Source organism: Streptomyces sp. NPDC093064 (genome assembly GCF_044754605.1).
Taxonomy (GTDB): Bacteria; Actinomycetota; Actinomycetes; order Streptomycetales; family Streptomycetaceae; genus Streptomyces.
Genome location: NZ_JBIVPK010000019.1, coordinates 35,688 through 60,720, shown reverse-complemented (window position 1 = coordinate 60,720; position 25,033 = coordinate 35,688). Strand labels below are relative to the sequence as shown.

Below are 25,033 nucleotides of genomic sequence, written 5' to 3'. Positions count from 1 at the left end.
GCCGCGCCTCAATAGTTCGGCACCTACCCGGCGCAGACGCCGGTTCTGCCACCCGACGCCACCGTGCGGGGTGTGGCGCGCCCGCGTCGGCTTCGGCCCGTCACCGGTCGGTGAGTTCCGCGAGTCTGCGGGCGAGCGTGGCTCGCTCCGGTTCGTTGCCGACGAGGTCGAGGGCGGCCCGGTAGGCAGCGGCCGCCTCAGTGGTGCGGCCCAGCCTTCTGAGCAGGTCGGCCCGCGCCGCGGGAAGCAGGTGGTAGCCGCGCAGTTCCTCGGCCTCGGCAAGGGCGTCCAGCAGGGCAAGCCCCGCCTCGGGGCCGTCGCGCATGGCGACCGCCACGGCCCGGTTCAGTGCGACCAGCGGGAATGGCTCGATCTGAAGCAGCACGTCGTAGAGCGCGACGATCTGCGGCCAGTCGGTCGTCTCGAAGCCGGTCGCCTCGTCGTGCAGGGCCGCGATCGCCGCCTGCACCGCGTACGGTCCGACGCCGGGACCGGTCAGGGCCGGTACGACGAGCCGCCGCCCCTCGGCGATGAGGTCGGCGTTCCACAGAGCGCGGTCCTGGTCTTCGAGCAGCACCTGGCCTCCCGCAGCGTCGGTCCTGGCCGCGCGCCGGGCGTCGGTGAGGAGGAGCAGCGCGAGCAGCCCCGTCACCTCTCGTTCCCCGGGGAGCAGCCGGTGCAGGATGCGGGCGAGCCGGATGGCTTCGTCGGCCAGATCGGGGCGGACGAGGTCGTTGCCGGAGCTGGCGGCGTACCCCTCGGTGAAGACGAGGTAGACGACCCGGAGCACGCTGGGCAGGCGCGCGGGCAGCTCGTCGGGCCCCGGGACGCGGAACGGGATGCGCGCACTGCGGATCTTGCGTTTCGCGCGCACGATGCGCTGGGCCATCGTCGCGGTGGGCACCAGGAATGCCCGGGCGACCTCGGGTGTGGTCAGGCCGGCGAGGAAGCGCAGCGTCAGCGCGGTCTGTGCCTCCGGAGAGAGCGCGGGATGGCAGCAGGTGAAGAACAGTTGCAGCCGCTCGTCGGGGATGTCGTCGAAGCCGGGCTCGGCGGGGACCGCGGCGGCGGCCCGGTCGCTTTCCACCTGGAGCACCGCCAGCCGCTCCGCGTACGCGCGGTCGCGCCGGATCCGGTCGATGGCCTTGCGGCGGGCCGTGGTGAGCAACCAGGCCAGTGGCTTGTCCGGCACTCCGTCGACCGGCCACCGCTCCAGCGCGGCCTCGATCGCGTCGGAGGCGGTCTCCTCGGCAAGGTCGAGATCTCCGAACCGAGCCGCGAGCAGGGCGAGCAGCCGGCTCCGGTCCTCGCGGAACACCGCCTCCACGGAGCGGGCCGCTCGCCACTCGTTCAAGACTGATCCGGCTCCCAGACCGTGCGGACCTCGACGGTGCCGTACCGGGCCCCGGGGCACCGAGCCGCCCAGTCGAGCGCCGCGTCGAGGTCGGGAACATCGATCAGGTAATAGCCGCCGACGATCTCCCGGGTCTCGGCGAACGGCCCGTCGGTCACGACGCGCTCACCATTCACGCGGACGCGTACGGTGGTCGCGTTCGAGACGTCCAGGGCGTTGCCGGCCAGCTTGACGCCGGCATCGGAGACGGCCTTGTCGAACGCCATGAACTCTTCCACGGTCGGTCCCTCGGCCGGTCGCTCTTCGGTGGAGTCGGGCGACAGGGTGTTGATCAGCAGCAGGTACTTCACGGTCGGCTCCTCGTGCCTGGGGTTGGTTGCGCGGATATGACGAATGGCCGCGGGGAGAATCGACAGGACGACCGGAGAAATCTTGGCAGAGCGCCCCAGGCCGTGCCTCGTGACCGGGCGTGCTCTTCGGCCACCGTGGCCGAAGAGCACGCCCGGTTGCACCGGAACCAGCGCACGCGGCCGTCAGGTGCCGACGACGACGCCGTTGCTGATCACCGCGCTCGGCGTCCTCAGCGCCGTGAGATCCTCCAGCGGATCGCCGGCGAGCAGCATCGCGTCGCCACGGAAGCCCTGCGCCAGCCGCCCGGCGCTGCCGCTCAGTCCGGTCAGCCGCGCCGCCGCCGTCGTGGCGGTGCGGATGGCGTCCAGGGCCGGCAGGCCGGCCTGGTGCATCAGCACCACCTCGCCGCCGATCGGATCGATCTGTCCTCCGGCGGAGTCGGTGCCCGCCGCCAGCGGGACGCCCATGTCGTGCGCCCTGCGCACGGCTTGCTGCAGTACGGGGAGGAACTGGCGTCCCCGCGCGGCGAGTACGGGGTCGTCCGATTCGACCAGCCCGGCGATGGCGGTCAGGGTGGGCGTGAAGTACGTACCGCGGCGCCGCATTTCGTGCAGCGTGTCCTCGGTGACGAAGACGCCGTGCTCCAGACTGCTGATGCCCGCCAGGACGGCGTCGCGGCAGCCTTGTTCGCTGTAGCTGTGACAGAGGACGCCGGCTCCGCGGCGCCGCGCCGCCGCCACCACCGTCGCGAGTTGCTCACGGTTGTACACCTGGCGCAGCGGGTCCTGGTCCGGCAGGCCCGCACGGTCGTTGACCCGGGTCTTGATGACGTCCGCGCCCCGGTTCAGGTTCACGTCGACCACGCGGCGCAGCGCCTCGGACGAGCGGACGCCGTCCTTGAGGCGGGCCAGCGGGGCGAGGTCGGGGTCGGCCAGGATCGTGTCACCGAGGTCGGGGGTGACGAAGATGCCGGCTGCCCGCATTCGCGGTGCCCGGTCCGGTGCCCACCGGGCCAGTTCGCGTACGGCGATGTCCTGGTAGAAGGTGGTGGACCCGCTGCGCACGCTGGTCGCCCCCTGGCGCAGGGCCGTTCCGGCCTCCTTGAGGGAGTTGATGTGGATGTGGGCGTCGACCAGGCCGGGGAGCACCCATCGGCCGTGGGCGTCGACCACGCTCACGTCCGCTCGCAGCGCCGCGCGGGCACGCCGGGTGGCGTCCCGGCTGCCCGAGGCCCGCACGGTGCCGTCCACGATGACGACCACGGAGTCGGTGGACACGTCCCCGGTGAGCGGGTCGAGGAGGGTGCCGCCGTCGATGACGAGAGTGCCGCCGGACGGTGCCGGGCCGGTGCCGGGTGCCTCCCGTTCCGGCGTCCGGGTGGCCGCCTCGGCCGTGCCGGTGAGCAGGGATCCGCCGGCCAGTGCCATCGCGGTGGCGAGGACGCCGCGCCGGGCGACGTGTGAGGGCGGCGGCTGATGGTGGTCCAGACACATGGTGATGGCCTCTCAGTGTTGGGGACGGGGGGAGGCGGGGTGTGGGGAAGGGTGGGAGCCGGCCGCGCGACGGCGGGGCTTCCAGCCGGGTCGGGGAACCGCGTCCAGGAGGGCTTTGGTGTACTCCTCCTGCGGGGCGCGCAGCAGTTGCCGGGTCGGCCCGCGCTCGACCACGCGGCCGGCGGACATCACGATCGCCGTGTCGCTGATCTGGTTGACGACCGCCAGGTCGTGCGAGATGAACACGTAGCTGATACCGCTGCGTTCGCGGATGTCGGTCAGCAGGTTGAGGATCTGCGCCTGCACGGAGACGTCCAGCGCCGCGACCGCCTCGTCCAGCACCAGGACCTGCGGTTCGACGGCGATCGCGCGGGCGATGGCCACGCGTTGCCGCTGTCCGCCGGAGAGCTGGCGGGGCAGCATCGTGGCGTGCCGGTCGGTCAGCCCCACGGCCTCCAGCAGCTCCAGGGCCCGGCTGCGCCGCTCGTGCGCGCTCAAAGGGAAGTGCAGGGCGAGGCTGGTTTCGATGACGTCCCCGATGTGCTGCAACGGGTCCAGTGAGGAGTATGGGTCCTGGAAGACCATCTGGATCTCCCGGGCCCGGCGGCGCCGTTCGGCCGAGCCGGTTCGGCCTGTCCGTGGCCGTCCGCAGACGCTGATCGTGCCGGCCGTGGGGGTTTCCAGGCCCAGCAGCATGCGGGCGACGGTGGTCTTGCCCGAGCCGGACTCGCCCACGACGGCCAGCGATTCACCGCGGGCGAGGGTGAAGGACAGGTCGTCGACGGCGACGGCGCCCTTTCCGTAGACCTTGCGCAGACCTTCCGCCCTGACCAGGATCTCGGTCACGGTTCCTCCGCTCGTATACAGGCGACGTGGGCGTTGCCCACCGCGCGCAGCGCCGGGCGGGCGGTGGAGCACTCCGGTGTGCTGACCGCGCAGCGGGGTGCGAAGGCGCAGCCTTCGCCCGCCTCGAAGGCCGCGACCGCGCGGCCGGGGACGACGGGCAGCGGATGGACGACCTGGTCGATACTCGGCCGGGATGTCAACAGGCCACTGCTGTAGGGATGCCGGGGGGATCCGGTGAGCGCCTCGGCGGACTGCACCTCCACGATCCGTCCGGCGTACATGACGCCGATGCGGTCGCAGGTCGCCGCGGCGAGTTCGAGGTCGTGGGTGATCAGCAACATGGCCATACCGCGGTCCCGGCGCAGTTCGTCCAGGATGGCCATCACCTCCGACTGGGTGGTCACGTCCAGAGCGGTCGTGGGCTCGTCCGCGAGCACCAGGTCGGGTTCCACGGCCAGCACCGATGCGATCATGACGCGCTGGAGCAGTCCGCCGGACAACTCGTGCGGATGCTGCCGCATCCGGCGTTCGCCGTCGGTGATGCCGACATCGGCGAGAAGGCGGACGGCCTTGGCGTGAGCCTGCTTCGGGGGCACCGAGAGGTTGGTGACCAGCGCCTCGGTGAGGAAGTCACCGATACTGCGCACCGGGTTGATGTGCGCCCGGGGGTCCTGGAAGATCATCGCGATCCGCCGCGACCGCAGGGCGCGCAGCTCCCGCGCCCCGAGGCCGAGGACCGGTGTCCCGTCGAACTGGATCCGGCCGCTCAGCCGTGCGCCGGGCGGGGTCAGCCGCAGGATGGACCGCGCGGTCATCGACTTGCCCGAGCCGGATTCGCCGACGAGGCCGACGGCTTCGCCCGGGGCGACGGTGAGGCCGACGTCGTCGACGAGCGTCCGCCATTGCCCGCGGCCGGCCGGAACCTCCAGCCGCAGCTGGTCCAGGACCAGGAGATCGTTGCTCATCGCGCACCCCCTTGCTCAGCACCCATCCGGTCGCCGAGCACCGTCACCGCGACCACCACGATCACGATCAGCACGCCCGCGCTGATGGCCTCCATCGGCTGGCCGCGCATCGCGCCGTCCAGTCCGCTCTTGACCATCAGGCCCCAGTCGGCGGCCGGCGGCTGCACCCCGAGTCCGAGGAACGAGATCGCGGCCAGGTCGATGATCGCGAAGCCGAGCGCCGACACCGACTGGGCGACGATCAGCGGGCGCAGGTTGGGCAGCAGGTGGCGCCCGCAGATGGCGACGGCCGATCTGCCCTGGAGCCAGGCGGCCGAGACGTAGGGGAGACCGCGTTCCCGCAGCGCGGCGCTGCGGACGACGCGGGCCACATACGGCGTGTACGCCACGGCCAGGCCGAGGACCACTCCCGTCATACCGGGACCGACGACGGCCACGGTCACCAGGGCGAACACGATGCCTGGCACGGCGAACAGTACGTCGAGCAGCCGGGAGATGACGGCGTCGACCCGGCCCCCGGACCACGCGGCGACGATCGCGAGGGTGGTGCCCACCACGGTGGACAGTGCGATGGTGACCAGCGGGCCCAGCAGTGTCGTGCGGGCCCCGAACATCAGCCGCGACAGGATGTCCCGGCCGAGCGCGTCACCGCCGAGCAGGTGGCTGCCGGTGCTCCCGGACAGCGCATTGAAGAGGTCGGGCCGATTCGGATCGTAGGGCGCCAGCAGTGGCGCACAGGCGCTGACCACGGCAACGACCGCGAGAAGTGCCAGTGCGGCGAGGCCCGTCGGGCCCAGGCGTGCCTTCATGTCGCCTCCCCGGGAGACAGACGGGGGTCGATGAGCGAGTAGCACAGGTCGACCACCAGGTTGACGATGACGAACGCGGTGACCAGGACGAGAACGACGCCCTGCACCACGGCGAAGTCCCGCTGGAGAATGGCCCGCACGAGCAGCGAGCCGAGCCCGTCCAGCGCGAAGATGTTCTCGACGACCACGGAACCCGCGATCAGGCCGGCCACGGTGAGGCCCATGACGGTCACGACCGGGATCGACGCGTTGCGCAGCACGTGCCGGCGGACGATGTGGGACTGGGAGAATCCGCGGCTGCGCGCCGTCTCCACGTGCTCGCGGCCCAACTCCGCGCCCACCGAGGCGCGGGTGATGCGGGCCAGGAAGCCGGCGCTGCCGAGGCTGAGGGCGATGGCGGGCAGCGTCAGGTGATACAGCCGGTCGCCCAGGCCCGCTCCCGGGCCGAAGACCGGGAACCAGCCCAGCCCCAGGGCGAAGACGACGACCAGTACGACGCCCACGACGAAGGTGGGAGTGGCCAGGAACACGCTGTTCACCACGGAGACGGCCGCGTCGACCGGGCCCCGTCGCAGCGCTCCGAGCAGGCCGAGGGCGATGCCGATCACGACGATGATCACCGTGGCGTACAGCACCAGCAGTCCCGTCGTCGCCAGCCGGGTGGACATCAGGGCGGACACGTCCTGGCGGTAGACCAGGGACTGACCGAAGTCACCGTGCAGCGCGTCGCCCAGCCAGCTGAAGTAGCGGACCAGGAACGGCTCGTCGAGGTGGTACTGGTGACGGATCGCCGCGATCTGCTCGGGGCTGCCGCTGCGGTTGCCCAGCAGGAACGCCATCGGACCGCCGGGAACCGTGTAGAGCAGCCCGTACACCAGGAACGAGGCCACGAGGAGGACCGCCGCGAGCGCGGCCAGCCGTCGCGCCAGGAATGTCAGCCACCTCATCGCGCACCGATCCCGGCGGCCCAGGGGTAGTACAGGTACGAGAACGAGGCGACCGCTCCGGTGATCCGCTTGTTCATGTAGAGGATGACGGGCAGGGAGGCGATCGGCGTCCAGGGCACGTCCCGGCTGACGGCGGTCTGGATTCCGCTGACCAGCCCGGCCCGCTGTTGCGGGCCGTAGGCGGCCTGCGCCTGCCTGACGGCGCCGTCCACGGACGCGTAGTCGTCGAAGTTGGACCGGCCGCCCTTGGTGAACACCCGGTAGACGTCCAGGGGATCGGGCATGTTGCCGTACCAGGTGCTCAGGAAGGCGTCGATGCCTTCCCGGGCCTTGGGGTCGCTGTAGAGGTTGCCGTACTGCTCGACCGGGATGACCTTGATCTTGACGTCGAGCCCGAGGTCCTCGCCGGCGGCCTTGATGATGCTCGCTGTCTGTTCGTGCACCGCCGAACTTCCTTGGATGCCGATGGTGAGGGGACGGGACGGCTTGCCGACGGCCTTCAGGAGCCGCTTGGCGCGGGCGAGGTCGGGCTTCGCCGCGGGCAGAGCGTCGTGTGCGGCGCGGAAGGTGTCCGCGGCGTAGCCCCAGTAGTCGGAGTTGGCCAACGTACTTTCCGGGGCTGCGGCCCCCTGGAAGATCACCCGGGCGATTCCCGGGCGGTCGAGGGCGGCCGACAGCGCCTCGCGCATGCGCGGATCGGCGTACGGGCCTGACTTGGCGGCGCCGAGCAGGGCCCAGAAGGTGAGGGAGCGGCCGAGCGTGACCGAGCCGGTGGGGGAGTTGACCAGTTGGCTGAGTCCGGCAGGGGGGAGGTAGAAGTACTGCCCGTCGACCTCGCCGGACCGCAGAGCGTTGACCGCGGTGGTCTCGTCGGCGATGAACCGGAATACCAACGTCTTTGATTTCGCCTTGAGTTCGGCGTTCCAGTAGCTGTCGTTGCGAGTCAGCCGAAGGGAGTCGCCGGGCTTCCAGCCGGCGAACTTGAAGGGTCCGGTGCACATGACTCCGCCGGTGGGAGAGCCGAGGTTCTTTCCGGCCTTGTCCAGGAACGATTTCTCCACCACGGCGCCGGCGGCGGTCGCCATGGCCTGGTTGAAGAGCACGTCGGGCTGCTTGAGGTCCACCGTGACCTGGAACGGCCCGGTCGCCTTGATGGAGGCGACGGTCTCGAAGTAGTCGCTCCACCAGGTGCCCAGCGTCGGGTCGAGGTGGCGGTTGAGGCTGGCCGCCACGTCATCGGCGGTCATCTGCTTGCCGTCCCAGAACCTGACGTCCTTGCGCAGCGTGTAGACCCACTGGGTCGGGGTCGGATTCTCCGCCTTCTCGGCCAGACCGGGGCGGATCTTCAGATCGGGGGTGAGCCGCATCAGACTCTCGCACATGTTGGCGAGCGCGGTGTTCTCGGCGTAGTTGAAGGAGCGGATCGGGTCGAGCGTCTGCGGCTCGTAGGGCAGGTTCCAGGTGATCCGGTCCACGCCGTGGGCGGCCGACGCGGTGGTGGTGGCGAGGTCCGCCGTTGTGAGGGCCGCCTGCTGCCCGCCCAGCGCGGCGTTGCCGCAGGCGGTCAGAGTGAGCGCGAGTGCGCCGGTGAGCAGGACCGGCCTGCGGCGCTTCACCGGGTGGTCCTCTCGAGGAGCCCGTCACGGGCGACGACGTTCCCGGCCCGGACGACCATCGCGGGCAGCGGCCGGTCGACGAGGACCTGGGCGACGGACTCCCCGGCCAGCAGAACGAAGTCGGCGGGGTCGCCGACCCGCAGGTCGGACCGTTCCAGGCCCATGACGTCCGCGCCGCCGTGCGCCGCCACGGCGTAGCACGCCGCCAGTTCCTCGTCGGTGCGGGCATCGGTGCGGTACGCGAGCAGATGCGCCCGCGTGAACATGTCGCCGTCGCCGAACGGGGTCCAGGCGTCCCGCACGCCGTCCGAACCGGCGCCGACCCGCACGCCCCGTTCCACCAGCGGCCGGAAGGGAACGACCGGCTCGCTGCCCAGCGCGCACGTGGTCACCGCCACGTCCGCCTCGGCCAGGAGTTCGGCGGTGCGCTCCAACGCGGTGGCGTCACAGTCGGACAGGCAGAACGCGTGGCTGATCGTGACCTTTCCCCGCATGCTCGCGGCCCGGGTACGGCGGGCGATCTCGGCGATCTGGTCCAGGCCCGCTCGGCCGCGGTCGTGCAGGTGGATGTCGATCGGGGCGCCGGTGCGCTCGGCGATGCCGAACAGCACGTCCAGATGCCCGTCGAGGTCACCGTCGATGCCGATCGGATCCAGGCCGCCGACGATGTCGGCGCCCTCCTTGACGGCCTGCTCCAGCAGGTCGGCGGTGCCGGGTTCGGTGAGGAGGCCGAGCTGGGGGAAGGCCACCACCTGGAGGTCCATCGCCGTCGCGAACGGAGCGGCCGCGGCGCGGATCCCATGCAGGTGGGAGAGCCCGTGGACCGGTGCGACATCGACGTGTGCGCGCATCGCCCGGGTGCCGCGGCTGACCGCCCGGGCGATCAGGGCGCCGGCGCGTTCGTGTACCGGAGAGGTCATGGCGCGCTGGGTGGCGACGTCGTTCGTGATCAGTTCGCGGAGCGTGTCGGCGGGTTCGCGGCTCAGCCACGGCCGGCCCCAGGCCGACTTGTCGGGATGGATGTGTGCGTCGACGGGGGAAGGCAGGGCAAGGGCACCGCCGCCGTCGACGACGACGCAGTTCCCGGGCCGTGTCGCGGGATCGATGGCCGCGATACGGCCGTCGGTCACCAGCACGTCGTGAGGATCGCCGCCATGAGGTCGGATGTGGGTGAACAGGGCGTGGGTCATGCCAGCGGCCCCCTTCGAGTCGGTGAAAGGGCTGGAACTCCGTCCCTGGAGAGTCATATGGTTATCAAGTCATCAGATGATTAGGGAAGAGGGTTGCATGAAACCCGTCGCACGAATGTCGATCGTCGACGCTGTGATCAACCAGCTGCGGGGAGAACTCGCGCGGGGCACATGGCAGGTGGGCGACCGGATACCGCCGGAGGACCAGCTCGCCACGACCCTCGCCGTGAGCCGGCTCTCCATCCGCGAGGCGGTCCGGGTACTCGTCCACGCCGGACTGCTCACCACCCGTCAAGGCGACGGCACCTACGTCATCGCCACCGACGAGGGCCAGGTCGCGCTGCGCCGGCACTTCGACCGGGCGAGGACCGCCGACATCCTCGTTGTCCGCCGCGGCCTGGACATTGTCGCCGCCCGCCTGGCCAGCACGACGCGCACCGATGACGACCTCGCCGTGATCAGCGAAGCCATGGCACGCAGGGAATCCGCAGGCCGGGCCCGGGACCTGGACGCCTTCACCGATGCCGACGTCGACTTCCACCTGCGCATCGCCGAGGCGTCCCACAACCCGGTGCTCAGCGATCTCTACCGGAACATGAGCGACGTCCTGTGGGAGACCGTCAAGGCCAACCAGTGCATGGACGACGCCGGCGACGACCCCTTCCACACGGCGCTGTTCGAAGCAGTGCGCGCCGGCGACCCGGTCGCCGCGACCGCCGCGGCGCTCGCCATCCTGGACGACTACCCGGAGGCAGAGGCGTGACCGCCGCCGATCAGCTGATCCGCGACGCCGACCGGGTCGTCACCAGGGACGAAACCCTGGGCGACCTGCCCGGCGGTACGGAAAGCGTCGTGTCGACCCCTGTCCCCGCCGCTGCCTTGCTCGATGATTCGGGGGGTTCCTAGTCTCGGTGCCATGACTTCGCTGCCCCGCGCCGCTGCCGCGCCCCCCGCGTCCCGTCGTACCGTGACCGCTGCCGTCGTCCAGGCGGCCGCCCCGCTGTTCGACACGCAGGCCGCGCTGAAGCGCGCCGAGGAACTCATCCGGGAGGCCGCCGGCGACCGAGGCGCGGAGGTCGTGGTGCTGCCCGAGGCGTTCCTCGGCGGCTATCCCAAGGGCCTGGACTTCGACATCACCGTCGGCAGCCGCACCCCGGCCGGGCGTGAACTGTTCCGCCGCTACCACGCCGCCGCCATCGACGTCCCCGGCCCCGAGACCGACACCCTGGCCGCCCTCACCCGGGACCTCGGCTGCCACGCCGTCGTCGGCGCCGTCGAACGCCGGGGCGGCACCCTCTACTGCGTCGCCCTCTTCTTCGGCCCCGACGGCTACCTGGGCCTGCACCGCAAGCTCATGCCGACCGCCGCCGAACGCTACCTGTGGGGCCAGGGCGACGGTTCCACCCTCCCGGTCGTCGACACCGGCACCGCCCGCCTCGGCGCGGCCATCTGCTGGGAGAACTACATGCCGCTGTTCCGTACGGCCATGTACGCCAAGGGCGTCGACCTGTGGTGCGCGCCGACCGTGGACGACCGCGACGCCTGGCAGGCCAGCATGCGGCACATCGCCCTGGAGGGCCGCTGCTTCGTCCTCAGCGCCAACCAGTACCTGCGCCGTGAAGCCCTGCCCGCCGACCTCCACCCCGTCCAGGGCGACGCCCCCGACACCGTCCTGATCGGCGGCGGCTCCGTCATCGTCTCCCCGCTCGGCGAGGTCCTCGCCGGCCCGCTGCGCGACAGCGAGGGCATCCTGACCGCCGAACTGGACCTCGACGACCTCGCACGCGCCCGCTTCGACTTCGACCCCACCGGCCACTACGCGCGCCCCGACGTCTTCACACTCCACGTCGACGAGTCCGCCCGCACCGCCGTTACCGGTGGGGGCGCCGCCGCCCGGTCGACCAGGACCGACTAGCCGATGCGAGTTCCCGTGCCGCTGACCCGGACGCGCGGGTCACCCGCGCGCAGCGTCACCGTGAGTTCGCCGGGGCGGCCCATGTCCTCGCCCTGATGCAGAGTCAGGACGGCGTCCTCGGGGACCAGACCGAGCTCACGGGCATACGCACCGAACGCGGCGGCCGCGGCGCCGGTCGCCGGGTCCTCGACGACGCCGCCGACGGGGAACGGGTCACGGACATGGAAGACGGTGGCCGACTCCCGCCACACCAACTGGACCGTCGTCAGGTCCAAGCGGTGCATCAGGGCTTCGAGGCGTGGGAAGTCGTATGCGAGATCGGCGAGGCGCGCGCGAGTCGCCGCCGCGAGTACGAGGTGGCGGGCGCCGGCGAACGCGATGCGGGGCGGGAAGGCCGGGTCGAGATCGGCGGCCGGCCAGTCGAGGGCTGTGAGCGCCTCTGCGAGGTCGGTGTGGGCGATGTTTTCGATGTGCGGCTCGACACTGGTGAGTGTGGCCCTGACCGTCCCGCCCTCCTCGGCCACCTCCACCGGCACGGTGCCGGCGCGCGTCGCGAACACCAGCTCCCCGGGGCCCGTCCGCTCGGCGAGCGCGACGGCGGACGCGATGGTGGCGTGCCCGCAGAACGGCACCTCGGCCTTGGGACTGAAGTAACGGATACTGTACGCCCGTCCCTCCCGGTCGCCGAGGCCCTCCGGGGGCGCGGTCAGGAACGCGGACTCCGAGTATCCGAGGTCGGCGGCGATGGCCAGCATGTCGCTGTCGTCCAGGGCGCTGGCGTCCAGAACGACGCCGGCGGGGTTTCCGCCGTCGGGGGCGCTGGAGAAGGCGGTGTAGCGCAGCACCTCGGGCCGCGGCGCGTTCGTCGTCATGTGCGCTGCAACGCGGGGCGGGTCCGCGGCTATTCCGGGACGCGGGTGGAGGTGCGGATGTGGCCCCACGCCGCGCGTGGCTACGGGCCCAGCCGGACCAGTTCAACTGAAAGTGCGGCGGTACGCCTGTGGGCTGACGCCCGTCGTCCGCTTGAAGCGGTCGCGGAACGCTGTGGGCGAGCCGAATCCGACCTGTCCCGCGATCCGCTCCACCGGGTGCTGTGTGGTCTCCAGGAGGTGCTGGGCCTGCCGGATGCGCGCCCGGTGCAGCCATTGCAGCGGGGTGGTGCCGGTCTGCTCGCGGAAGCGGCGCATGAGGGTGCGGGTGCTGACGCCGGCGTGCGCGGCCATGTCGGCGAGGGTCAGGTTCCGGCCCAGGTTGTCCTGGAGCCAGGTGAGCAGGGGTTCGAAGGAGGATCCCTGCGGTGTGGGCGCGTACTGGTGGACGATGAACTGCGCCTGCCCGCCCTCCCGTTCGAGGGGCATGACGGAGAGCCGAGCCGCGTCGGCGGCCACCGCCGAGCCGTAGTCGCCGCGGATCATGTGCAGACACAGGTCGAGGCCTGCGGCGGCGCCCGCGGAGGTGAGGATCTGCCCGTTGTCGACGTACAGCACGTCGGGGTCGACCGTCACCTTCGGATGCAGGGCGGCCAGCAGGTCCGCCGCGATCCAGTGCGTCGTGGCGCGCAGCCCGTCGAGGAGTCCGGTGGCGGCCAGAGGGAAGGTGCCCGTGCAGATGGACGCGATCCGGGTGCCGTCCGCGGCGGCCGCCAGCAGCGCGTCGCGGACCGCGGGCGTGAGTGGTGCGGTGGGGGTGGCCGTGCCCGGCACGATGACCGTGTCCGCGCCCTTGAGGCCGTCGAGTGCCCGGTGCGCGCGGAGGGTGAACGCGCCGGCGTCGATTTCGGGGCGCTCGGCGCACACGCGAACCTGGTAACCGGGGCGCCCGTCGGGGAGCCGAGTACGGGAGAAGACCTCGATCGGCGTGGACAGGTCGAAGGGGATCACCTGATCCAGCGCCAGGACGGCGATGGTGTGCATGGCGAGAACATACCTTGCCGTCGAATTTCCGCCACCGACGCTACGTCGTCACCACGAGGCCAGGTGCGCCGAAGGACCGCTGCACACGGCCTGGCGACATCCCGTTGATACCCGTCATGAATGCCACTGGGGCGCGGGTGTGCGGCTGACTAGCGTCGGTGGCGATCCCGGTGTGGACCGGGACCTGTCGTACGCGAAGGAACCAGCCCATGCACGTTCAGATCGTCCTGTTCGACGGCTTCGATCCACTCGATGTCATCGCCCCGTACGAGGTGCTGCACGCCGGTGGCGCCGCGTCCGGCGGGGCGGTCCAGGTCGAGTTGGTCTCCGCCGAAGGGCCGCGCGACGTGGTCAGCGGCACGGGAGGGCTCGCCCTGCGCGCGACAGCCGCGCTCGAACCCGGGCGTACGGGAGCGGTTCTGGTGCCCGGCGCGTCGGGGCCCGTCGGGGAGCCCGGCGACGTGCCGGACGAGGAGGCGTCCGAGCCCACCGTCCCCGTACTGCTGGGCCGCACCCTGTCCACCCCGCTGCCCGCACTGCTGAAGGACGCCCTGGACAACCCGGCGATGACGGTCGGCGCCGTCTGCGGCGGCTCCCTCGTACTGGCCCTGTCCGGGCTCATCGAGGGGCGGCCCGCCACGACCCACCACCTCGGCCTGGACCTGCTCGACGCCACGGGGGTACACGCGGTGCACGCCCGGGTCGTCGACGACGGCGACCTCGTCACGAGTGCGGGAGTCACTTCCGGGCTCGACCTCGCCTTCCACCTTCTGGAGCGGGAGGTGGGGCCCCGGATCGCGCACGCCGTCGAGGAACTGTTCGCGTACGAGCGCCGCGGCACGGTCTGGCGGGCGCGGGGCCCGGAGCCGACTCGCCTGTGACCGACCGGCCCACCCCGCGTTCCGCGACCCCGTACAGCGAAAAGGAGAAGATCCACTCCATGTCCGTCGAAGGTATCTGGGACCTGTCCATCGCCACTCCCATCGGCGTGATCAAGGCCGCCGTCGAACTCCGCGGGGAGGACACGGGTCTCATCGGTGTCGCCCGCGGCGCCGGGGAGGAAGTACCACTCAGAGATGTGGAGTTGGAAGGTGACCAGCTCACATGGAAGCAGTCCACCACCAAGCCCCTGCGGCTGAACCTGACCTTCGCCGTGACGGTCGACGGCGACACCCTGACCGGCACCTCCCGCGCCGGGCGGCTGCCGGCCTCGAAAGTCACCGGCACCCGCCGCCGCACCAGCACGGACGTGGACCACTGACCGTGGGGGAAACTCCTGCTCCCCGTCGGCCTTTACGCAGCGTTCCGTTTGGTCAGCCTTCGGCGGTGGCGAGGGCCGCGACGTACTGCTCGTCGGTTACGGGTTCGAGCCAGGCGGTGCCGTCGCCGCTGCCGTCGCCGACGACGATGGCGATGTGAGCCATGAGATTGGTGTCGGTGGCTCCGTGCCAGTGCTCCTCATCTGCGGGGCACTTGACGGTCTCGCCGGCGCCGGCGCGCACCACGCTGCCGTCGCGGGTACCCACCAGGCCGACGCCGTCGGTAATGTGGAGGATCTGGCCGTTGGTGTGGGAGTGCCAGTTGGTTCGGGCGCCGGGCGTGAACCGGACGAGGCCGACGGCCAGGCGGGCCGGTTCGGTGGGGGCCTCGATCAGGTTGAGGTAGACGTCGCCGGTGAAGCGTTCGGCGGGGCCCTTCACGGTGGGGGTGCTGGTGATGTGTTCCATGGCTCGCTTCCTCGAGGTCGTGGTGGTTGGTGCGGTGTTCAGGCGGCGTCGGTGTGGGCGAGGCCGGAGCCGAGCTCGCGGGAGGATGCCACCTGGGCGAGCAGGTCCTTGGCCTTGCCCTCGACGGCTTGGAGGCAGTCGTCGCCGGCGACGAAGCGCAGCGGCGGCCGGTCGAGGTCGGTCACCTTGAGCAGGGCGTCGGCGAGCTTGACCGGGTCGCCGGCCTGCCGGCCGTTCATGGACTCCCACTGCTTCCTCGTGGCGGCGGTGCGTTCGGCGTAGTCCTCGATACACAGCTCCGCATACGTGGTGGAGGCATCCACGAGCAGTTCGGTGCGGAAGAAGCCCGGCTCCACGATCGTGGTGTGGATGCCGAACGGCTCCACATCATGGTGCAGGGACTCCATGAAACCTTCGACGCCGAACTTCGCGGCCGAGTAGGCGACGCAGAAGTCGACACCGACCACGCCGGCGAGGGAGGAGACGGTGACGATGTGCCCCGAGCGCTGGGCACGCATCACGGGCAGGACGGCGCGGGTGACGTTCATCGGCCCGAACAGGTTCGTCTCGATCTGCGCGCGGACCTGCCGCTCGGACAGCTCCTCGAAGAAGCCCGCGTAGAAGTTGGCCGCGTTGTTGATCAGCACGTCGATGCGGCCGAAACGGTCGACGGCGGCCTGGGCGGCGTTCTGGGCCGCCTGCGAGTCCGTGATGTCCAGCGCGGTGGTCAGCAGATTGTCGTGCTCGCCGCCGAGGGCTTCCAGGACGCGCTCGGGGCGGCGGCCGGTGGCCACGACCTGGTGCCCTGCGGCCAGGGCCTGGCGGGCGATGTCCGCGCCCAGGCCGCGTCCGGCGCCGGTGATGAAGAAGACCTTGCTCATGAGGGGTATCGCTCCGTGATCTATGTGTGGGTGCGGGCCGGCTCTTGGGGCGCGGACGGCCTCGGTAGGGAAAACCTCCTCGGACAACTGGGCACCGTCGGGTTCCCAGGTGGCCTCAACCGGCGCCGATATCGAGGAAACCGCAGGACAAAGGGGTGGAGAAGGGCCTGCCGTTACAGGTACTGACAGGACCCCTCACAGGTGCGCCGTCCGACTTAGCCTGGAACACGTGAGTACCGAGAGTGACATCCGCGAGTTCCTGTCCTCCCGCCGCGCCAAGATCACCCCGCAGCAGGCGGGGCTGCCCGCGTTCGGCGGCAACCGGCGCGTGCCGGGCCTGCGCCGCGAGGAAGTCGCCCTGCTCGCCGGTGTCAGCGTCGACTACTACGTGCGCCTGGAGCGCGGCCACCTGGCCGGCGCGTCCGAGGAGGTTCTCGACTCCGTAGCGAACGCCCTCCAGCTCGACGACGCCGAACGCGCCCACCTCCACGATCTGGCCCGTGCCGCCGCCAAACGGCCCACCCGTCGTACCAAGCGCCCGCGCGGGCCCCTTCCCGACAGCGTGCTGCGTGTGCTGAACTCCATGCGCGACTGCCCGGCCTTCATCCGCAACGGCCGACTGGATGTGCTTGCCACCAACCCGCTCGGCCGCGCCCTGTACAGCCCGCTCTACACCGGCAGTGCTCGGGAACCGGTCAATATGGCCCGATTCCAGTTCCTCGACCCCGCCGGGCGCGAGTTCTTCCCGCACTGGGAGGAGTCCGTGAACACCACCGTGTCCCTGTTGCGGACCGAGGCCGGCCGCGCGCCCGGCGACAGCGACCTGACGGGCCTGATCGGCGAACTCGTCACCCGCAGCGACGAATTCCGCACCGCTTGGGCCAAGCACAACGTGCGCCTGCACCACACCGGCCGCAAAGCCTTCCGGCACCCTGCCATCGGTGAGATCACCCTCGACTTCGATGCCATGGAACTACCCGCCCAGCCTGGTCTGACCCTCACCGCCTACAGCGCCCCACCCCACACCTCCGACCACGACAAGCTCCAACTCCTCGCCGCCTGGGCTGCTACCGAGGACGCCGAGTCCACCAGTCACCCGGCCAACCAACAGGACGGATGAATGCTGGCTGCGCTCGCGGAACATCAGCGCGCCGGTTCCTCATATCTCGTTGCAGTGACCCGTTCTGCGAAACAATCATGGCTGTCATGGACCGACCGAGCCAGATCATCGAGTGTGGAGACTTCGTCCTGCGGCGCTGGCGGGGACAGAGCGATTTCGCTCAGGCTTTCAAGCTGATCGAGGAGTCTCTGGACCACCTGCGCCCGTGGATGCCGTGGGTCGCCCAGCACAGCGAGACGAGGACCCGAGACTTTCTGGCGAAGTCCGAGTCCAAGTGGGCAAGCGGCGAAATCTACAACTATGCCGTCATCAAAGACGGCACGCCCATCGGCATGGTCCAGGCCTACCGCGGGGCCGAACCGCAGGGATGGAGGATGGGGTACTGGCTGCACCCTGCCGCCGCCGGCCAGGGCATCGCCACGAGAGCGACGGCAGCCCTGGTCACCGAGATGTTCGCCCAGCCGGACGTGGAGTACTTGGAAATCACGCACGATCTGGCCAACACCTCCAGTGGCGCCATTCCGCGTCGGTTGGGGTTCACCGCAGTTGGGCGTGAGCAGGCGACACCGCCCGCCGCTCCCTCCGGCTGCGGCATCGACGTGGTCTGGCGCCTGAACCGCCCCACACCGCCCATCAACGGCACCCCCGCTCCTTGAACATCTGGGCCGACCGGTCTCAGTTCCTGATTCTTCAGACGGGCCCTTCCGGTGGATCGGGATTTCGGCCTCTGGCCAGGTGACCGGGGGTCCTTACGGCCGCTGAGCCGGCAGTGGTTGAAGCGCGGGCCAACGGGTGAGCATCGCGTCGCGCATGGCCACGGCGAGCTGCCCCAGATTCCCGAGTTCGCTGCCGCTCATGGTCATCTGGCTGATGATCCCAAGCCGGTGGACGAGCCGCTGCCGAGCTGTCGCTGTGCCCCACCGCCAGTCCTTGGTGGGGACTTTGGACAGGTGGTCGGCGGTCCCACGGTGCGCCCGCTCAACCAGTGCGTCGCCTCGAAGCAGCCAGCTCGCGCACGTGTCGGTGAGATCGTCCTCGAGATCGGCGCCTGTCGCGTGGCGCCAGGCCGTGCGGTAGGCGGACTCAGCCGCGTTCAGCAGTGGCTGAGCCGGGGCCGTGACGCACCAGCAGGTCGGGAAGCCGATGCGGAGGTAGGCAAGTTCCACGAGCCCATGGCCGAGCGAGGCCTGCTCGAAGTCGATGAACCTGACCCCGCTGCTGGTGTGCATGTCGTTGCCGGGGCAGGGATCGCCGTGCAGCAAGGCATGCCCGGATGTGTGGGTCAGGCGGTTCAGGAGGTCGTCCAGCTCGGTCCGCACTGCGGGTGACACCGTGCAGCCGAGCGTCCGAGCGAGCCGGAGGAAGGAGCCGATGTCGTCTCCGGTGGGAGCGGACCAGGCGGGGAGAAGGCCGACGTCGTCAGCAGTGGTGGCTGCGTGGAGTCGGGCCAGTGCCTCCGCATAGCCGACCAGCCAGTCGTCAGCCGGCGAGCGATGGTCCAAGTGCTCCAGGACCAGGACCCGTTCGACGGGGTCGGTGCCAAGGAGTCCCGGCACGACGGGCGGGTCGACCCGGGACGCGAGCCGCAGCGCGGCCACTTCGCGGGCGTATCTCTCGTCGGCCCCTGGACCCTCGATGAGCTGCTTGACCACCATCGGTGTGCCGGACAGTTCTGTCCGCCATACCCGTGACCGCGGACTGCTGCCCAGCCTGCGAGTCCGGCGAGGCGAACCCAGCTCAGCCCGCAGTCTCTCCCCGAACGGCAGCCGTGACCACATGGCCTCATCCTTCCACGTGCGCGAACGCTTGCGCGGCGCCGGGGAAGGCCGGTGCTCCCCGCTCAGCCGTCGGCCACCGTCGACGTGACCACCTCCCGCCTGAGCGCTCGGCGGGTATGTGGTCTGAAACATGCCCAGATGCGCGATCCTGGAAGTATGGAGATCGAAGTTTTCGTGGTGCCAGGATGCCCCAACCAGCAGCTTGCCGAGGAGCAGCTGCGGGAGGCCCTGGACGGCGCCGGGCTGTCCGGCGAAACCTTCACCACCAGGGTGATCACGGATCAGGCTGAAGCCGAGCGGTCGGGTTTCACGGGCTCCCCGACGATCCTGATCAACGGCCGCGACCCGTTCGCCGAGCCCGGCTCCTCGCCCTCGGTGGCTTGCCGGATCTACCGCACCCCGCGTGGCTTGGCTGGTGCGCCCGGGGTCGACCAGCTCAGGCAGGCCCTGCGAGCGGCTGTCGACACGGGCGGCGGAGTGTAAGCGCGGTCACCGTCGGGCCGGTGGCAGCACTAGCGTCGCGGAACGGAGCCCAAGGATCTTGTCGGAGGTGGCCGGTCATGATGCGCGCCGTATGGAACGGCACCGTGCTCGCGGAGGCCGAGCGGACGGTCGTGGTGGAGGGCAACCACTACTTCCCGCCCGAGTCGCTCCATCGCGAGTACTTGACCGAGAGCCGGACCAGGTCGCTGTGCTTCTGGAAGGGGCTCGCCCGCTACTACACGGTGACCGTCGCTGGGCAGACCAACCCGGACGCCGCCTGGTCCTACCCGCATCCCAGCCCGCTTGCCCGGAAGATCAAGAATCACGTCGCCTTCTGGAAGGGCGTCGTGATCGAGGAAGTCACCCCGCAGGTGCACCGGTGAGTGCCGCTCGGAGTCTGCGGTGCGCGGCATGGGCTGCCGCCCCAGCGCATCGCCACGACCCTGCCCACCCTCGCCACCCGCACCGACACCGCCGCTGGGAAGCTCCGGCCAGGCCCGCGCCACCCCCAGATCGCGGGATCAGGGTGGACGAGGCGCGTGCCGCGCTCACGGATCCCACCGTCGAGCCCTGTGGCTTCTGCCGGCCGGAGACGGAGCTGAGCATCGACTTCGCGTAAGCGCCGTAGCTGCGCATGCGTTAGTCCGGTATGCCCAGATATGTTCGTACATGTGGACGGGATGTCTCAGCGTATCGACCCGACGACCGACCGGACGGCCGCTGCGCGCCTGCTGGGGTGCACACCTGAAGAGGTCGGTTACTGCCCGCGCTGTCAGGGGCTGACCCGGCGATACGGGAAACATGCGCAGATCATCTGCCCGGCCTGCCGAGCGGCCGAGCCCCCGTCAGCGGCCGGCGCCTCCCGCTGACCACAGCGATCACTCAACTGCGACGTGCCGCTCGACGGCGCGATCAACTCTGGAATTCGAGCGAAGGCCGAAGGCATCTCGTCCGAAGGTGCGCGGCGGCTGCGCGAGCGCCGCATGCGGGTTCTGCGGTTCTGCCGACGGCAGAGGCCTCTTGGCGTGATCTGGCCATGCTGATTGAGTGCCGTCATGGAGCGCATGGAGATCCTGGTCCTCGGCGGTACGGCCTGGCTGGGGCGTGAAGTTTCCCGGCAGGCCCTCGACCGTGGCCACCGGGTGACGTGTCTGGCACGTGGTGACAGCGGGCCCGTGGCGGAAGGTGCGCGTCTGGTGGCCGTGGACCGGCGCGACCCCGCCGCGTACGCGTCCCTGCCCGACCGGGAATGGGACGCTGTGCTCGAGGTGTCCTGGCAACCCGGCTTCGTACGCAGAGCTGTTGCGACCCTGGGTGCGCGGACACGTCACTGGATCTACGTCTCGTCGATCACCGCGTACGCCTCCCACGGCGAGCCCGGCGCGGACGAGTCCGCCGCCCTGTTGGACGCCACAGAGCACGAAGAGGTCGGTCGTGAGCTGTACGGCGAGGCCAAGTCCGCCTGCGAAACGCTCGCCCGGACAGCCCTGGCCGACCGACTCCTGGTCGCACGTGCCGGACTCATCGGCGGGCCCGGTGACCACAGCGACCGCTCCGGCTACTGGGTCTGCCGCGCCGCCCGTGCCGCGCAGGCGCCGCTGCTCGTTCCCGACACCCCGAAGGCACCGACGCAGACCATCGACGTACGCGACCTGGCGACGTGGCTCCTTGACGCTGCGGAACGCCGAACCACAGGCACATACAACGCGGTTGGCCCGACTGTGCCCTTCGCCGAGTGGATCGAGCTGTCTCGAAGCGTCGGCGGACACACCGGACCGGTCGTCACCGTCGCGTCCCAACAGCTCCTCGCGCACGGAGTGACCGAGTACATGGGCCCCGACTCACTGCCCATGTGGGTGGTCGAACCGGGATGGGAGGGCTGGGCGGCGCGCGACGGATCCGCCGCCACCGCCGCGGGCCTGCGCCACCGATCCCGCACCGACCTCCTCGCCGACACTCTGCGCTGGGAACGCGAGCAGGGACTGCACCGGCCACGCCGCGCCGGACTCGCCGCGGACACGGAGCGCGCACTTCTGGCGGCCTTGGGATGAGGAACCGTCCTTGAGTACTCCAGGGGCCACTCCGTGGGGCCGCCCGGCGGGGGCGAGGTGACTACGGTTGCCTTCTGCGTCGCACCGCCGGGCGCGCCCAGGGGGAGAGGTCCGCGGAACGTCACGCCGATCGTCAGGGCATCTCACGCATCCGGTTGATCTCGCTGGTCTGCTGTGCGATCACTTCGTTCGCCATCTCCTGGACCTGTACGTTGTTGCCGTCCGAGAGCACCGAGGTGGCCATGACGATCGCGCCGTTGTGGTGCATGATCATGAGTTTCAGGAACAGCTCGTCGAAGGCCGCGCCTCGCGCCGCGCGCAGCTGCTTCAGCTGTGCCTCGGTCGCCATGCCGGGCATCGTGGCATGGTCGTGGTTGTGCCCCGAGCCCGCGCCACCAGTCGTGCGGCGCGCGCCGCCGTGGTTCTTCAACCACCCCTTCATGGCGTCGATTTCAGGTCCCTGACCTGCGGCGATGCGTGAGGCGATCCCCTTCACGCTGCCCGACTTCGCCTGGTGCGCGGCGAGTTCGGTCATCTCCAGGGCCTGGCCGTGGTGGACGATCATCATCTGGACGTACTCGAAGTCCGCCCCATTGGAGGACTCGTCGGGCATCTCCTTCGCGGCGTCCTCGGCGGACAGGGTCCGGGCGGGCCCACCGGGCTTGCCGGGAGCGATCACCGAGGGACCGGCCGCGCTCTTCTTCCCCGGGGTGTCCGCACCCGAGTCGCACCCGCTGACAGCGAGGGCGACAACGGTGAGCGCGGTGACCGCCCGCCACTTGACACGATCAAAAACTTTCACGGCGAGTGCGTTGCCATCTTTTGATCTGTACATGAAAGATACGATACTGCTGCTGTCCGTGAACCGTTCCCTTGCGAACGGACACCAGGGAGGAAACAGTGAACCTGTTGAACAGTCCCCGAACACGGCCCAGACGTCTAGGGGTTGTGGCAGCTGCCACCGGCCTGCTGGTGGCGCTGCTCACAGCTGCTCCGGCTGTGGCGACGCCCGGCCCTGGCGACGCCTCCACCGCGCCTCAGCGTGTGTCCAAGAGTGAGGCGGCCGAGACCAGAACGGCCATCGCCAATGGCGAGATACCGGCGGTGGACGAGATCGTCCACTCCGACAACATCGAACACCTCGCCAACGTCCCCAAGGACGCCCTGCCGGGCTTCAACTCCGACCTAGCCTTCCAGGGCAAGTACGCGTTCGCCGGCAACTACGACGGCTTCCGCATCTTCGACATCAGCAACCCGAGGGCTCCCAAGACGGTCTCCCAGGTGCTGTGCCCGGGGTCGCAGAACGACGTATCCGTCTCCGGGAACCTGTTGTTCCTGTCCACCGACTCCGCACGCAGCGACGACTCCTGCTCGAGCACGTCGCAGGCCCGGACCGAGAAGTCGACGTGGAGGGGCATGAAGGTCTTCGACATCAGCGACAAGAAAAACCCGAAGTACGTCGCGGCCGTCAAGACCAACTGTGGCTCACACACGCACTCCCTCGTTCCCCATGGCCGCAACGTCTACCTCTACGTGTCCTCGTACTCCCCGAGCCCGTCGTTCCCCGACTGCCAGCCCCCGCACGACGGCATCTCGATCGTCAAGGTGCCGCGCGACGCTCCCGAGAAGGCCGCGGTCGTCAACTTCGCGGTGCTCTTCCCGGGTGATGGCCCCGACGGTGGCGGCAACCCCGGCGCGCCTACCAACCCGGGTGTCTCCAAGACGACCGGCTGCCACGACATCACCGTGCTGCCGTCGAAGGACCTGGCCGCCGGTGCCTGTATGGGCGACGGCATCCTGATGTCCATCAAGGACCCGGAGCACCCGAAGGTCATCGACCAGGTCCAGGACAACGCCAACTTCGCGTTCTGGCACTCGGCGACCTTCAACCAGACCGCGAAGAAGGTCGTCTTCACCGACGAACTCGGCGGCGGAGGCGCCGCGACCTGCAACGCGGCCATCGGCCCGAACCGCGGAGCCGACGGCATCTACGACATCGTCGGCAAGGGCGACCAGCGCAAGCTCGTCTTCCGCGGCTACTTCAAGATCCCCCGGCACCAGGCGGACACCGAGAACTGCGTCGCCCACAACGGCTCGCTGATCCCGGTCGAGGGCCGCGACATCATGGTCCAGGCCTGGTACCAGGGCGGCGTTTCGGTCTGGGACTTCACCGACTCGACGAAGCCGAAGGAGATCGGCTACTTCGAGCGGGGCCCGCTCTCCACGGACGTGCTGACCTTGGGCGGTTCCTGGTCCGCGTACTACTACAACGGCTACATCTACTCGAACGACATCGCCAAGGGCTTCGATGTGCTCAAGCTCAGCGACCGGCGCACCGACCCGGCCCGAGAGATCCATCTGGACGAGCTGAACGTCCAGAGCCAGCCCGACTACTTCGACTGACCCGGCAAAGGCCCGCCGGGCTCCGGGCCAAGGAACCCGGAACCTCGGCAAGCGCTCAAGCGCTCAAGCACTCAAGCGTTCAAGCGCTAAGGCACCGGTCCCGCCGGGCGGCTCATCGCCCGGCGGGATCCTCAACTCCCGATACTCATACGGTCAGCCGGCACGGGCGGCGAGCCACGCCCGGTGGGCCGACCACACCCTCTCCCAGAGCGCGGAACGCTCCTCCTCGCCGACGTCGGTGAGGGTGAGCCCGAAGACCTCCGCGAGCACTCCGAACCAGGCGGCCTCGGTGGTCAGTTCCCGCTCCGACCGCCCGTCACCGTCCATACGGGCCAGTACGCAGCCGCGGAGCTCGTCCGTGCCGGCCGCATCCCTGCGGATCGCGGAGGCGACCCGGACAAACCCCGAACTCGGCGAGGTGGACAACTCCCCGTGCTGTGCGGCGAAGTCCTCCGGCCCGGCGGGCGTCATGGTGAAGTCCATCCCGGCGAAGGAGCCGCGGGGGTCGTGGTCGAAGCGCCACCCGTCGCGCTCGACCGCAGACGGTGAGAGCCGATAGGTGAAGGGCCCCTGACGGTACTCCCCGGCACGGAGCGGCAGCGGCTCGTGCAGCCCGTCACCGAGCCCGACGTCGACCAGCCAGGTCTCGCCCTCGCAGACCACCGTGAGGGCCAGATGGTTGGCGTTCGCTCCGGGGGGCTGGGCGGTTTGACTGCCCTGGACTCCGCCGCGGTGCCACGTCACGGCGTACCCCAGGGCGTGGAGCAGGGTGGCGAAGGCTCCGTTGAGGTGGAAGCAGTAGCCGCCGCGCCCCCGGAGGATCCGGGCCACCGACTCCTCGGGATCCACCGTGGTCGCCCGCCCCAGGTGGATCTCCAGCGTCTCGTACGGCACCCGGGACACATGCGCGGCGTGCAGCGCCCGCAGCCCCGCCACTGACGGCGCCTCAGGAGCCGCGACACCCAGTCGCTCCAGATAGCGGTCGACATCCACCTTCGGCATGCCCGGGACTCTAGTGCCCCAACAGGCAACGTTCGCCCCGTCGCGACGCCCGGCACGCTCCCCCGAGCTCTTCGAGCAGGGGGGACCCCCACTCGCCGCATCGGCCGAAAGCCCAAGTACGTTCAGTACGAGGACTTCCGGTCGGCACTCCCCCAAGCTCTTCGAGCAGGGGGGACCCCCAGAGCACGC

Annotated in this window: 28 protein-coding genes; 12 read left to right on the top strand and 16 right to left on the bottom strand. The window is 70.2% G+C overall.

Going from position 1 to position 25,033, the window contains the following annotated elements; translation table 11 throughout:
- Window positions 1-100 precede the first annotated feature (100 nt).
- The 9 genes from ACIQFZ_RS23000 to ACIQFZ_RS22960 form a co-directional block, all read right to left on the bottom strand.
- Entirely contained in the window at window positions 101-1,354 is a 1,254-nt protein-coding gene (locus ACIQFZ_RS23000; RefSeq protein ID WP_365419454.1) for a DUF6596 domain-containing protein, read from the bottom strand.
- Complete coding sequence (locus ACIQFZ_RS22995; protein ID WP_383132481.1) at window positions 1,351-1,704, bottom strand: YciI family protein; 354 nt, start codon at window positions 1,702-1,704, stop codon at window positions 1,351-1,353. The genes ACIQFZ_RS23000 and ACIQFZ_RS22995 overlap by 4 nt, the downstream gene beginning before the upstream one ends.
- Window positions 1,705-1,887: 183 nt before the next feature.
- Window positions 1,888-3,198 carry an amidohydrolase family protein gene (locus tag ACIQFZ_RS22990; protein WP_402692019.1) on the bottom strand — a complete coding sequence of 437 codons (1,311 nt, stop codon included), beginning with the start codon at window positions 3,196-3,198 and terminating at the stop codon, window positions 1,888-1,890.
- 12 nt (window positions 3,199-3,210) lie between these two features.
- Window positions 3,211-4,044, bottom strand: a complete 834-nt coding sequence (locus tag ACIQFZ_RS22985) for an ATP-binding cassette domain-containing protein (protein ID WP_365424735.1) — start codon at window positions 4,042-4,044, stop codon at window positions 3,211-3,213.
- Entirely contained in the window at window positions 4,041-5,009 is a 969-nt protein-coding gene (locus tag ACIQFZ_RS22980; protein ID WP_365424734.1) for an ABC transporter ATP-binding protein, read from the bottom strand. Before ACIQFZ_RS22980 ends, ACIQFZ_RS22985 begins: the two co-directional genes overlap by 4 nt.
- Complete coding sequence (locus tag ACIQFZ_RS22975) at window positions 5,006-5,818, bottom strand: ABC transporter permease (protein ID WP_365424732.1); 813 nt, start codon at window positions 5,816-5,818, stop codon at window positions 5,006-5,008. Before ACIQFZ_RS22975 ends, ACIQFZ_RS22980 begins: the two co-directional genes overlap by 4 nt.
- Window positions 5,815-6,765, bottom strand: a complete 951-nt coding sequence (locus ACIQFZ_RS22970; protein ID WP_365424730.1) for an ABC transporter permease — start codon at window positions 6,763-6,765, stop codon at window positions 5,815-5,817. The genes ACIQFZ_RS22975 and ACIQFZ_RS22970 overlap by 4 nt, the downstream gene beginning before the upstream one ends.
- On the bottom strand, window positions 6,762-8,381 hold the full coding sequence (locus tag ACIQFZ_RS22965) for an ABC transporter substrate-binding protein (protein WP_402692018.1): 1,620 nt from the start codon (window positions 8,379-8,381) through the stop codon (window positions 6,762-6,764). Before ACIQFZ_RS22965 ends, ACIQFZ_RS22970 begins: the two co-directional genes overlap by 4 nt.
- Complete coding sequence (locus ACIQFZ_RS22960) at window positions 8,378-9,571, bottom strand: amidohydrolase family protein (RefSeq protein WP_402692017.1); 1,194 nt, start codon at window positions 9,569-9,571, stop codon at window positions 8,378-8,380. The genes ACIQFZ_RS22965 and ACIQFZ_RS22960 overlap by 4 nt, the downstream gene beginning before the upstream one ends.
- Before the next feature lie 97 nt (window positions 9,572-9,668).
- Between ACIQFZ_RS22960 and ACIQFZ_RS22955 the strand changes: the two genes are divergently transcribed.
- Genes ACIQFZ_RS22955 through ACIQFZ_RS22945 form a run of 3 tightly spaced genes read left to right on the top strand, consistent with a single transcriptional unit; the run spans window position 9,669 to window position 11,486 of the window.
- Window positions 9,669-10,334 carry a FadR/GntR family transcriptional regulator gene (locus tag ACIQFZ_RS22955; protein WP_365424724.1) on the top strand — a complete coding sequence of 222 codons (666 nt, stop codon included), beginning with the start codon at window positions 9,669-9,671 and terminating at the stop codon, window positions 10,332-10,334.
- Window positions 10,331-10,477 carry a hypothetical protein gene (locus tag ACIQFZ_RS22950; protein ID WP_402692016.1) on the top strand — a complete coding sequence of 49 codons (147 nt, stop codon included), beginning with the start codon at window positions 10,331-10,333 and terminating at the stop codon, window positions 10,475-10,477. The genes ACIQFZ_RS22955 and ACIQFZ_RS22950 overlap by 4 nt, the downstream gene beginning before the upstream one ends.
- 10 nt (window positions 10,478-10,487) lie before the next feature.
- Complete coding sequence (locus ACIQFZ_RS22945; RefSeq protein WP_365424720.1) at window positions 10,488-11,486, top strand: nitrilase-related carbon-nitrogen hydrolase; 999 nt, start codon at window positions 10,488-10,490, stop codon at window positions 11,484-11,486.
- Here ACIQFZ_RS22945 and ACIQFZ_RS22940 read toward each other — a convergent pair.
- Complete coding sequence (locus tag ACIQFZ_RS22940; protein ID WP_383058254.1) at window positions 11,483-12,358, bottom strand: PhzF family phenazine biosynthesis protein; 876 nt, start codon at window positions 12,356-12,358, stop codon at window positions 11,483-11,485. The genes ACIQFZ_RS22945 and ACIQFZ_RS22940 overlap by 4 nt on opposite strands.
- A gap of 102 nt (window positions 12,359-12,460) precedes the next feature.
- On the bottom strand, window positions 12,461-13,399 hold the full coding sequence (locus tag ACIQFZ_RS22935; RefSeq protein ID WP_365424717.1) for a helix-turn-helix domain-containing protein: 939 nt from the start codon (window positions 13,397-13,399) through the stop codon (window positions 12,461-12,463).
- 209 nt (window positions 13,400-13,608) lie between these two features.
- On the opposite strand from ACIQFZ_RS22935, the gene ACIQFZ_RS22930 reads away from it, so the two are divergent.
- A complete protein-coding gene (locus tag ACIQFZ_RS22930) occupies window positions 13,609-14,280 on the top strand; it encodes a DJ-1/PfpI family protein (RefSeq protein ID WP_376654049.1) in 672 nt (223 codons plus the stop codon).
- 59 nt (window positions 14,281-14,339) lie between these two features.
- The gene (locus ACIQFZ_RS22925; protein ID WP_365424713.1) at window positions 14,340-14,660 is read left to right on the top strand and encodes a hypothetical protein; all 321 of its coding nucleotides are present in this window, start codon (window positions 14,340-14,342) and stop codon (window positions 14,658-14,660) included.
- A 52-nt stretch (window positions 14,661-14,712) separates the two neighbouring features.
- On the opposite strand, the gene ACIQFZ_RS22920 is transcribed toward ACIQFZ_RS22925, so the two are convergent.
- Complete coding sequence (locus ACIQFZ_RS22920) at window positions 14,713-15,126, bottom strand: cupin domain-containing protein (RefSeq protein ID WP_365424711.1); 414 nt, start codon at window positions 15,124-15,126, stop codon at window positions 14,713-14,715.
- 38 nt (window positions 15,127-15,164) lie between these two features.
- Entirely contained in the window at window positions 15,165-16,007 is an 843-nt protein-coding gene (locus ACIQFZ_RS22915) for an SDR family oxidoreductase (RefSeq protein ID WP_402692015.1), read from the bottom strand.
- Between the two features lie 229 nt (window positions 16,008-16,236).
- Here ACIQFZ_RS22915 and ACIQFZ_RS22910 point away from each other — a divergent pair, with 229 nt between their 5' ends.
- Together ACIQFZ_RS22910 and ACIQFZ_RS22905 are read left to right on the top strand one after the other, a co-directional pair.
- Window positions 16,237-17,127: a helix-turn-helix transcriptional regulator gene (locus tag ACIQFZ_RS22910; protein ID WP_376654046.1), complete on the top strand. Its 891-nt coding sequence runs from the start codon at window positions 16,237-16,239 to the stop codon at window positions 17,125-17,127.
- Between the two features lie 77 nt (window positions 17,128-17,204).
- Complete coding sequence (locus ACIQFZ_RS22905; protein ID WP_383058248.1) at window positions 17,205-17,783, top strand: GNAT family N-acetyltransferase; 579 nt, start codon at window positions 17,205-17,207, stop codon at window positions 17,781-17,783.
- 93 nt (window positions 17,784-17,876) lie between these two features.
- Here ACIQFZ_RS22905 and ACIQFZ_RS22900 read toward each other — a convergent pair whose 3' ends face one another.
- A complete protein-coding gene (locus ACIQFZ_RS22900; RefSeq protein ID WP_376654044.1) occupies window positions 17,877-18,905 on the bottom strand; it encodes a phosphotransferase in 1,029 nt (342 codons plus the stop codon).
- Window positions 18,906-19,061: 156 nt separating this feature from the next.
- Here ACIQFZ_RS22900 and ACIQFZ_RS22895 point away from each other — a divergent pair, with 156 nt between their 5' ends.
- The 4 genes from ACIQFZ_RS22895 to ACIQFZ_RS22880 all read left to right on the top strand — a co-directional run bounded on the left by ACIQFZ_RS22895 (window position 19,062) and on the right by ACIQFZ_RS22880 (window position 21,439).
- Window positions 19,062-19,388 (top strand): DsbA family protein, encoded by a 327-nt coding sequence (locus tag ACIQFZ_RS22895; protein ID WP_383058247.1) that lies wholly within the window; start codon window positions 19,062-19,064, stop codon window positions 19,386-19,388.
- Window positions 19,389-19,465: 77 nt separating this feature from the next.
- Window positions 19,466-19,771, top strand: coding sequence for a DUF427 domain-containing protein (locus ACIQFZ_RS22890; RefSeq protein WP_402692014.1), 306 nt, complete (start codon window positions 19,466-19,468; stop codon window positions 19,769-19,771).
- Window positions 19,768-20,007, top strand: a complete 240-nt coding sequence (locus tag ACIQFZ_RS22885; protein ID WP_402692013.1) for a DUF6233 domain-containing protein — start codon at window positions 19,768-19,770, stop codon at window positions 20,005-20,007. Before ACIQFZ_RS22890 ends, ACIQFZ_RS22885 begins: the two co-directional genes overlap by 4 nt.
- Before the next feature lie 445 nt (window positions 20,008-20,452).
- Window positions 20,453-21,439 (top strand): NAD-dependent epimerase/dehydratase family protein, encoded by a 987-nt coding sequence (locus ACIQFZ_RS22880; RefSeq protein ID WP_402692051.1) that lies wholly within the window; start codon window positions 20,453-20,455, stop codon window positions 21,437-21,439.
- 133 nt (window positions 21,440-21,572) lie between these two features.
- Here ACIQFZ_RS22880 and ACIQFZ_RS22875 read toward each other — a convergent pair whose 3' ends face one another.
- Complete coding sequence (locus tag ACIQFZ_RS22875) at window positions 21,573-22,274, bottom strand: DUF305 domain-containing protein (protein WP_402692012.1); 702 nt, start codon at window positions 22,272-22,274, stop codon at window positions 21,573-21,575.
- Window positions 22,275-22,339: 65 nt separating this feature from the next.
- Here ACIQFZ_RS22875 and ACIQFZ_RS22870 point away from each other — a divergent pair, with 65 nt between their 5' ends.
- A complete protein-coding gene (locus ACIQFZ_RS22870; RefSeq protein WP_383058240.1) occupies window positions 22,340-23,842 on the top strand; it encodes an LVIVD repeat-containing protein in 1,503 nt (500 codons plus the stop codon).
- 153 nt (window positions 23,843-23,995) lie between these two features.
- Here ACIQFZ_RS22870 and ACIQFZ_RS22865 read toward each other — a convergent pair whose 3' ends face one another.
- Entirely contained in the window at window positions 23,996-24,844 is an 849-nt protein-coding gene (locus ACIQFZ_RS22865) for an arylamine N-acetyltransferase (RefSeq protein WP_383058239.1), read from the bottom strand.
- Between the last annotated feature and the right edge of the window lie 189 nt (window positions 24,845-25,033).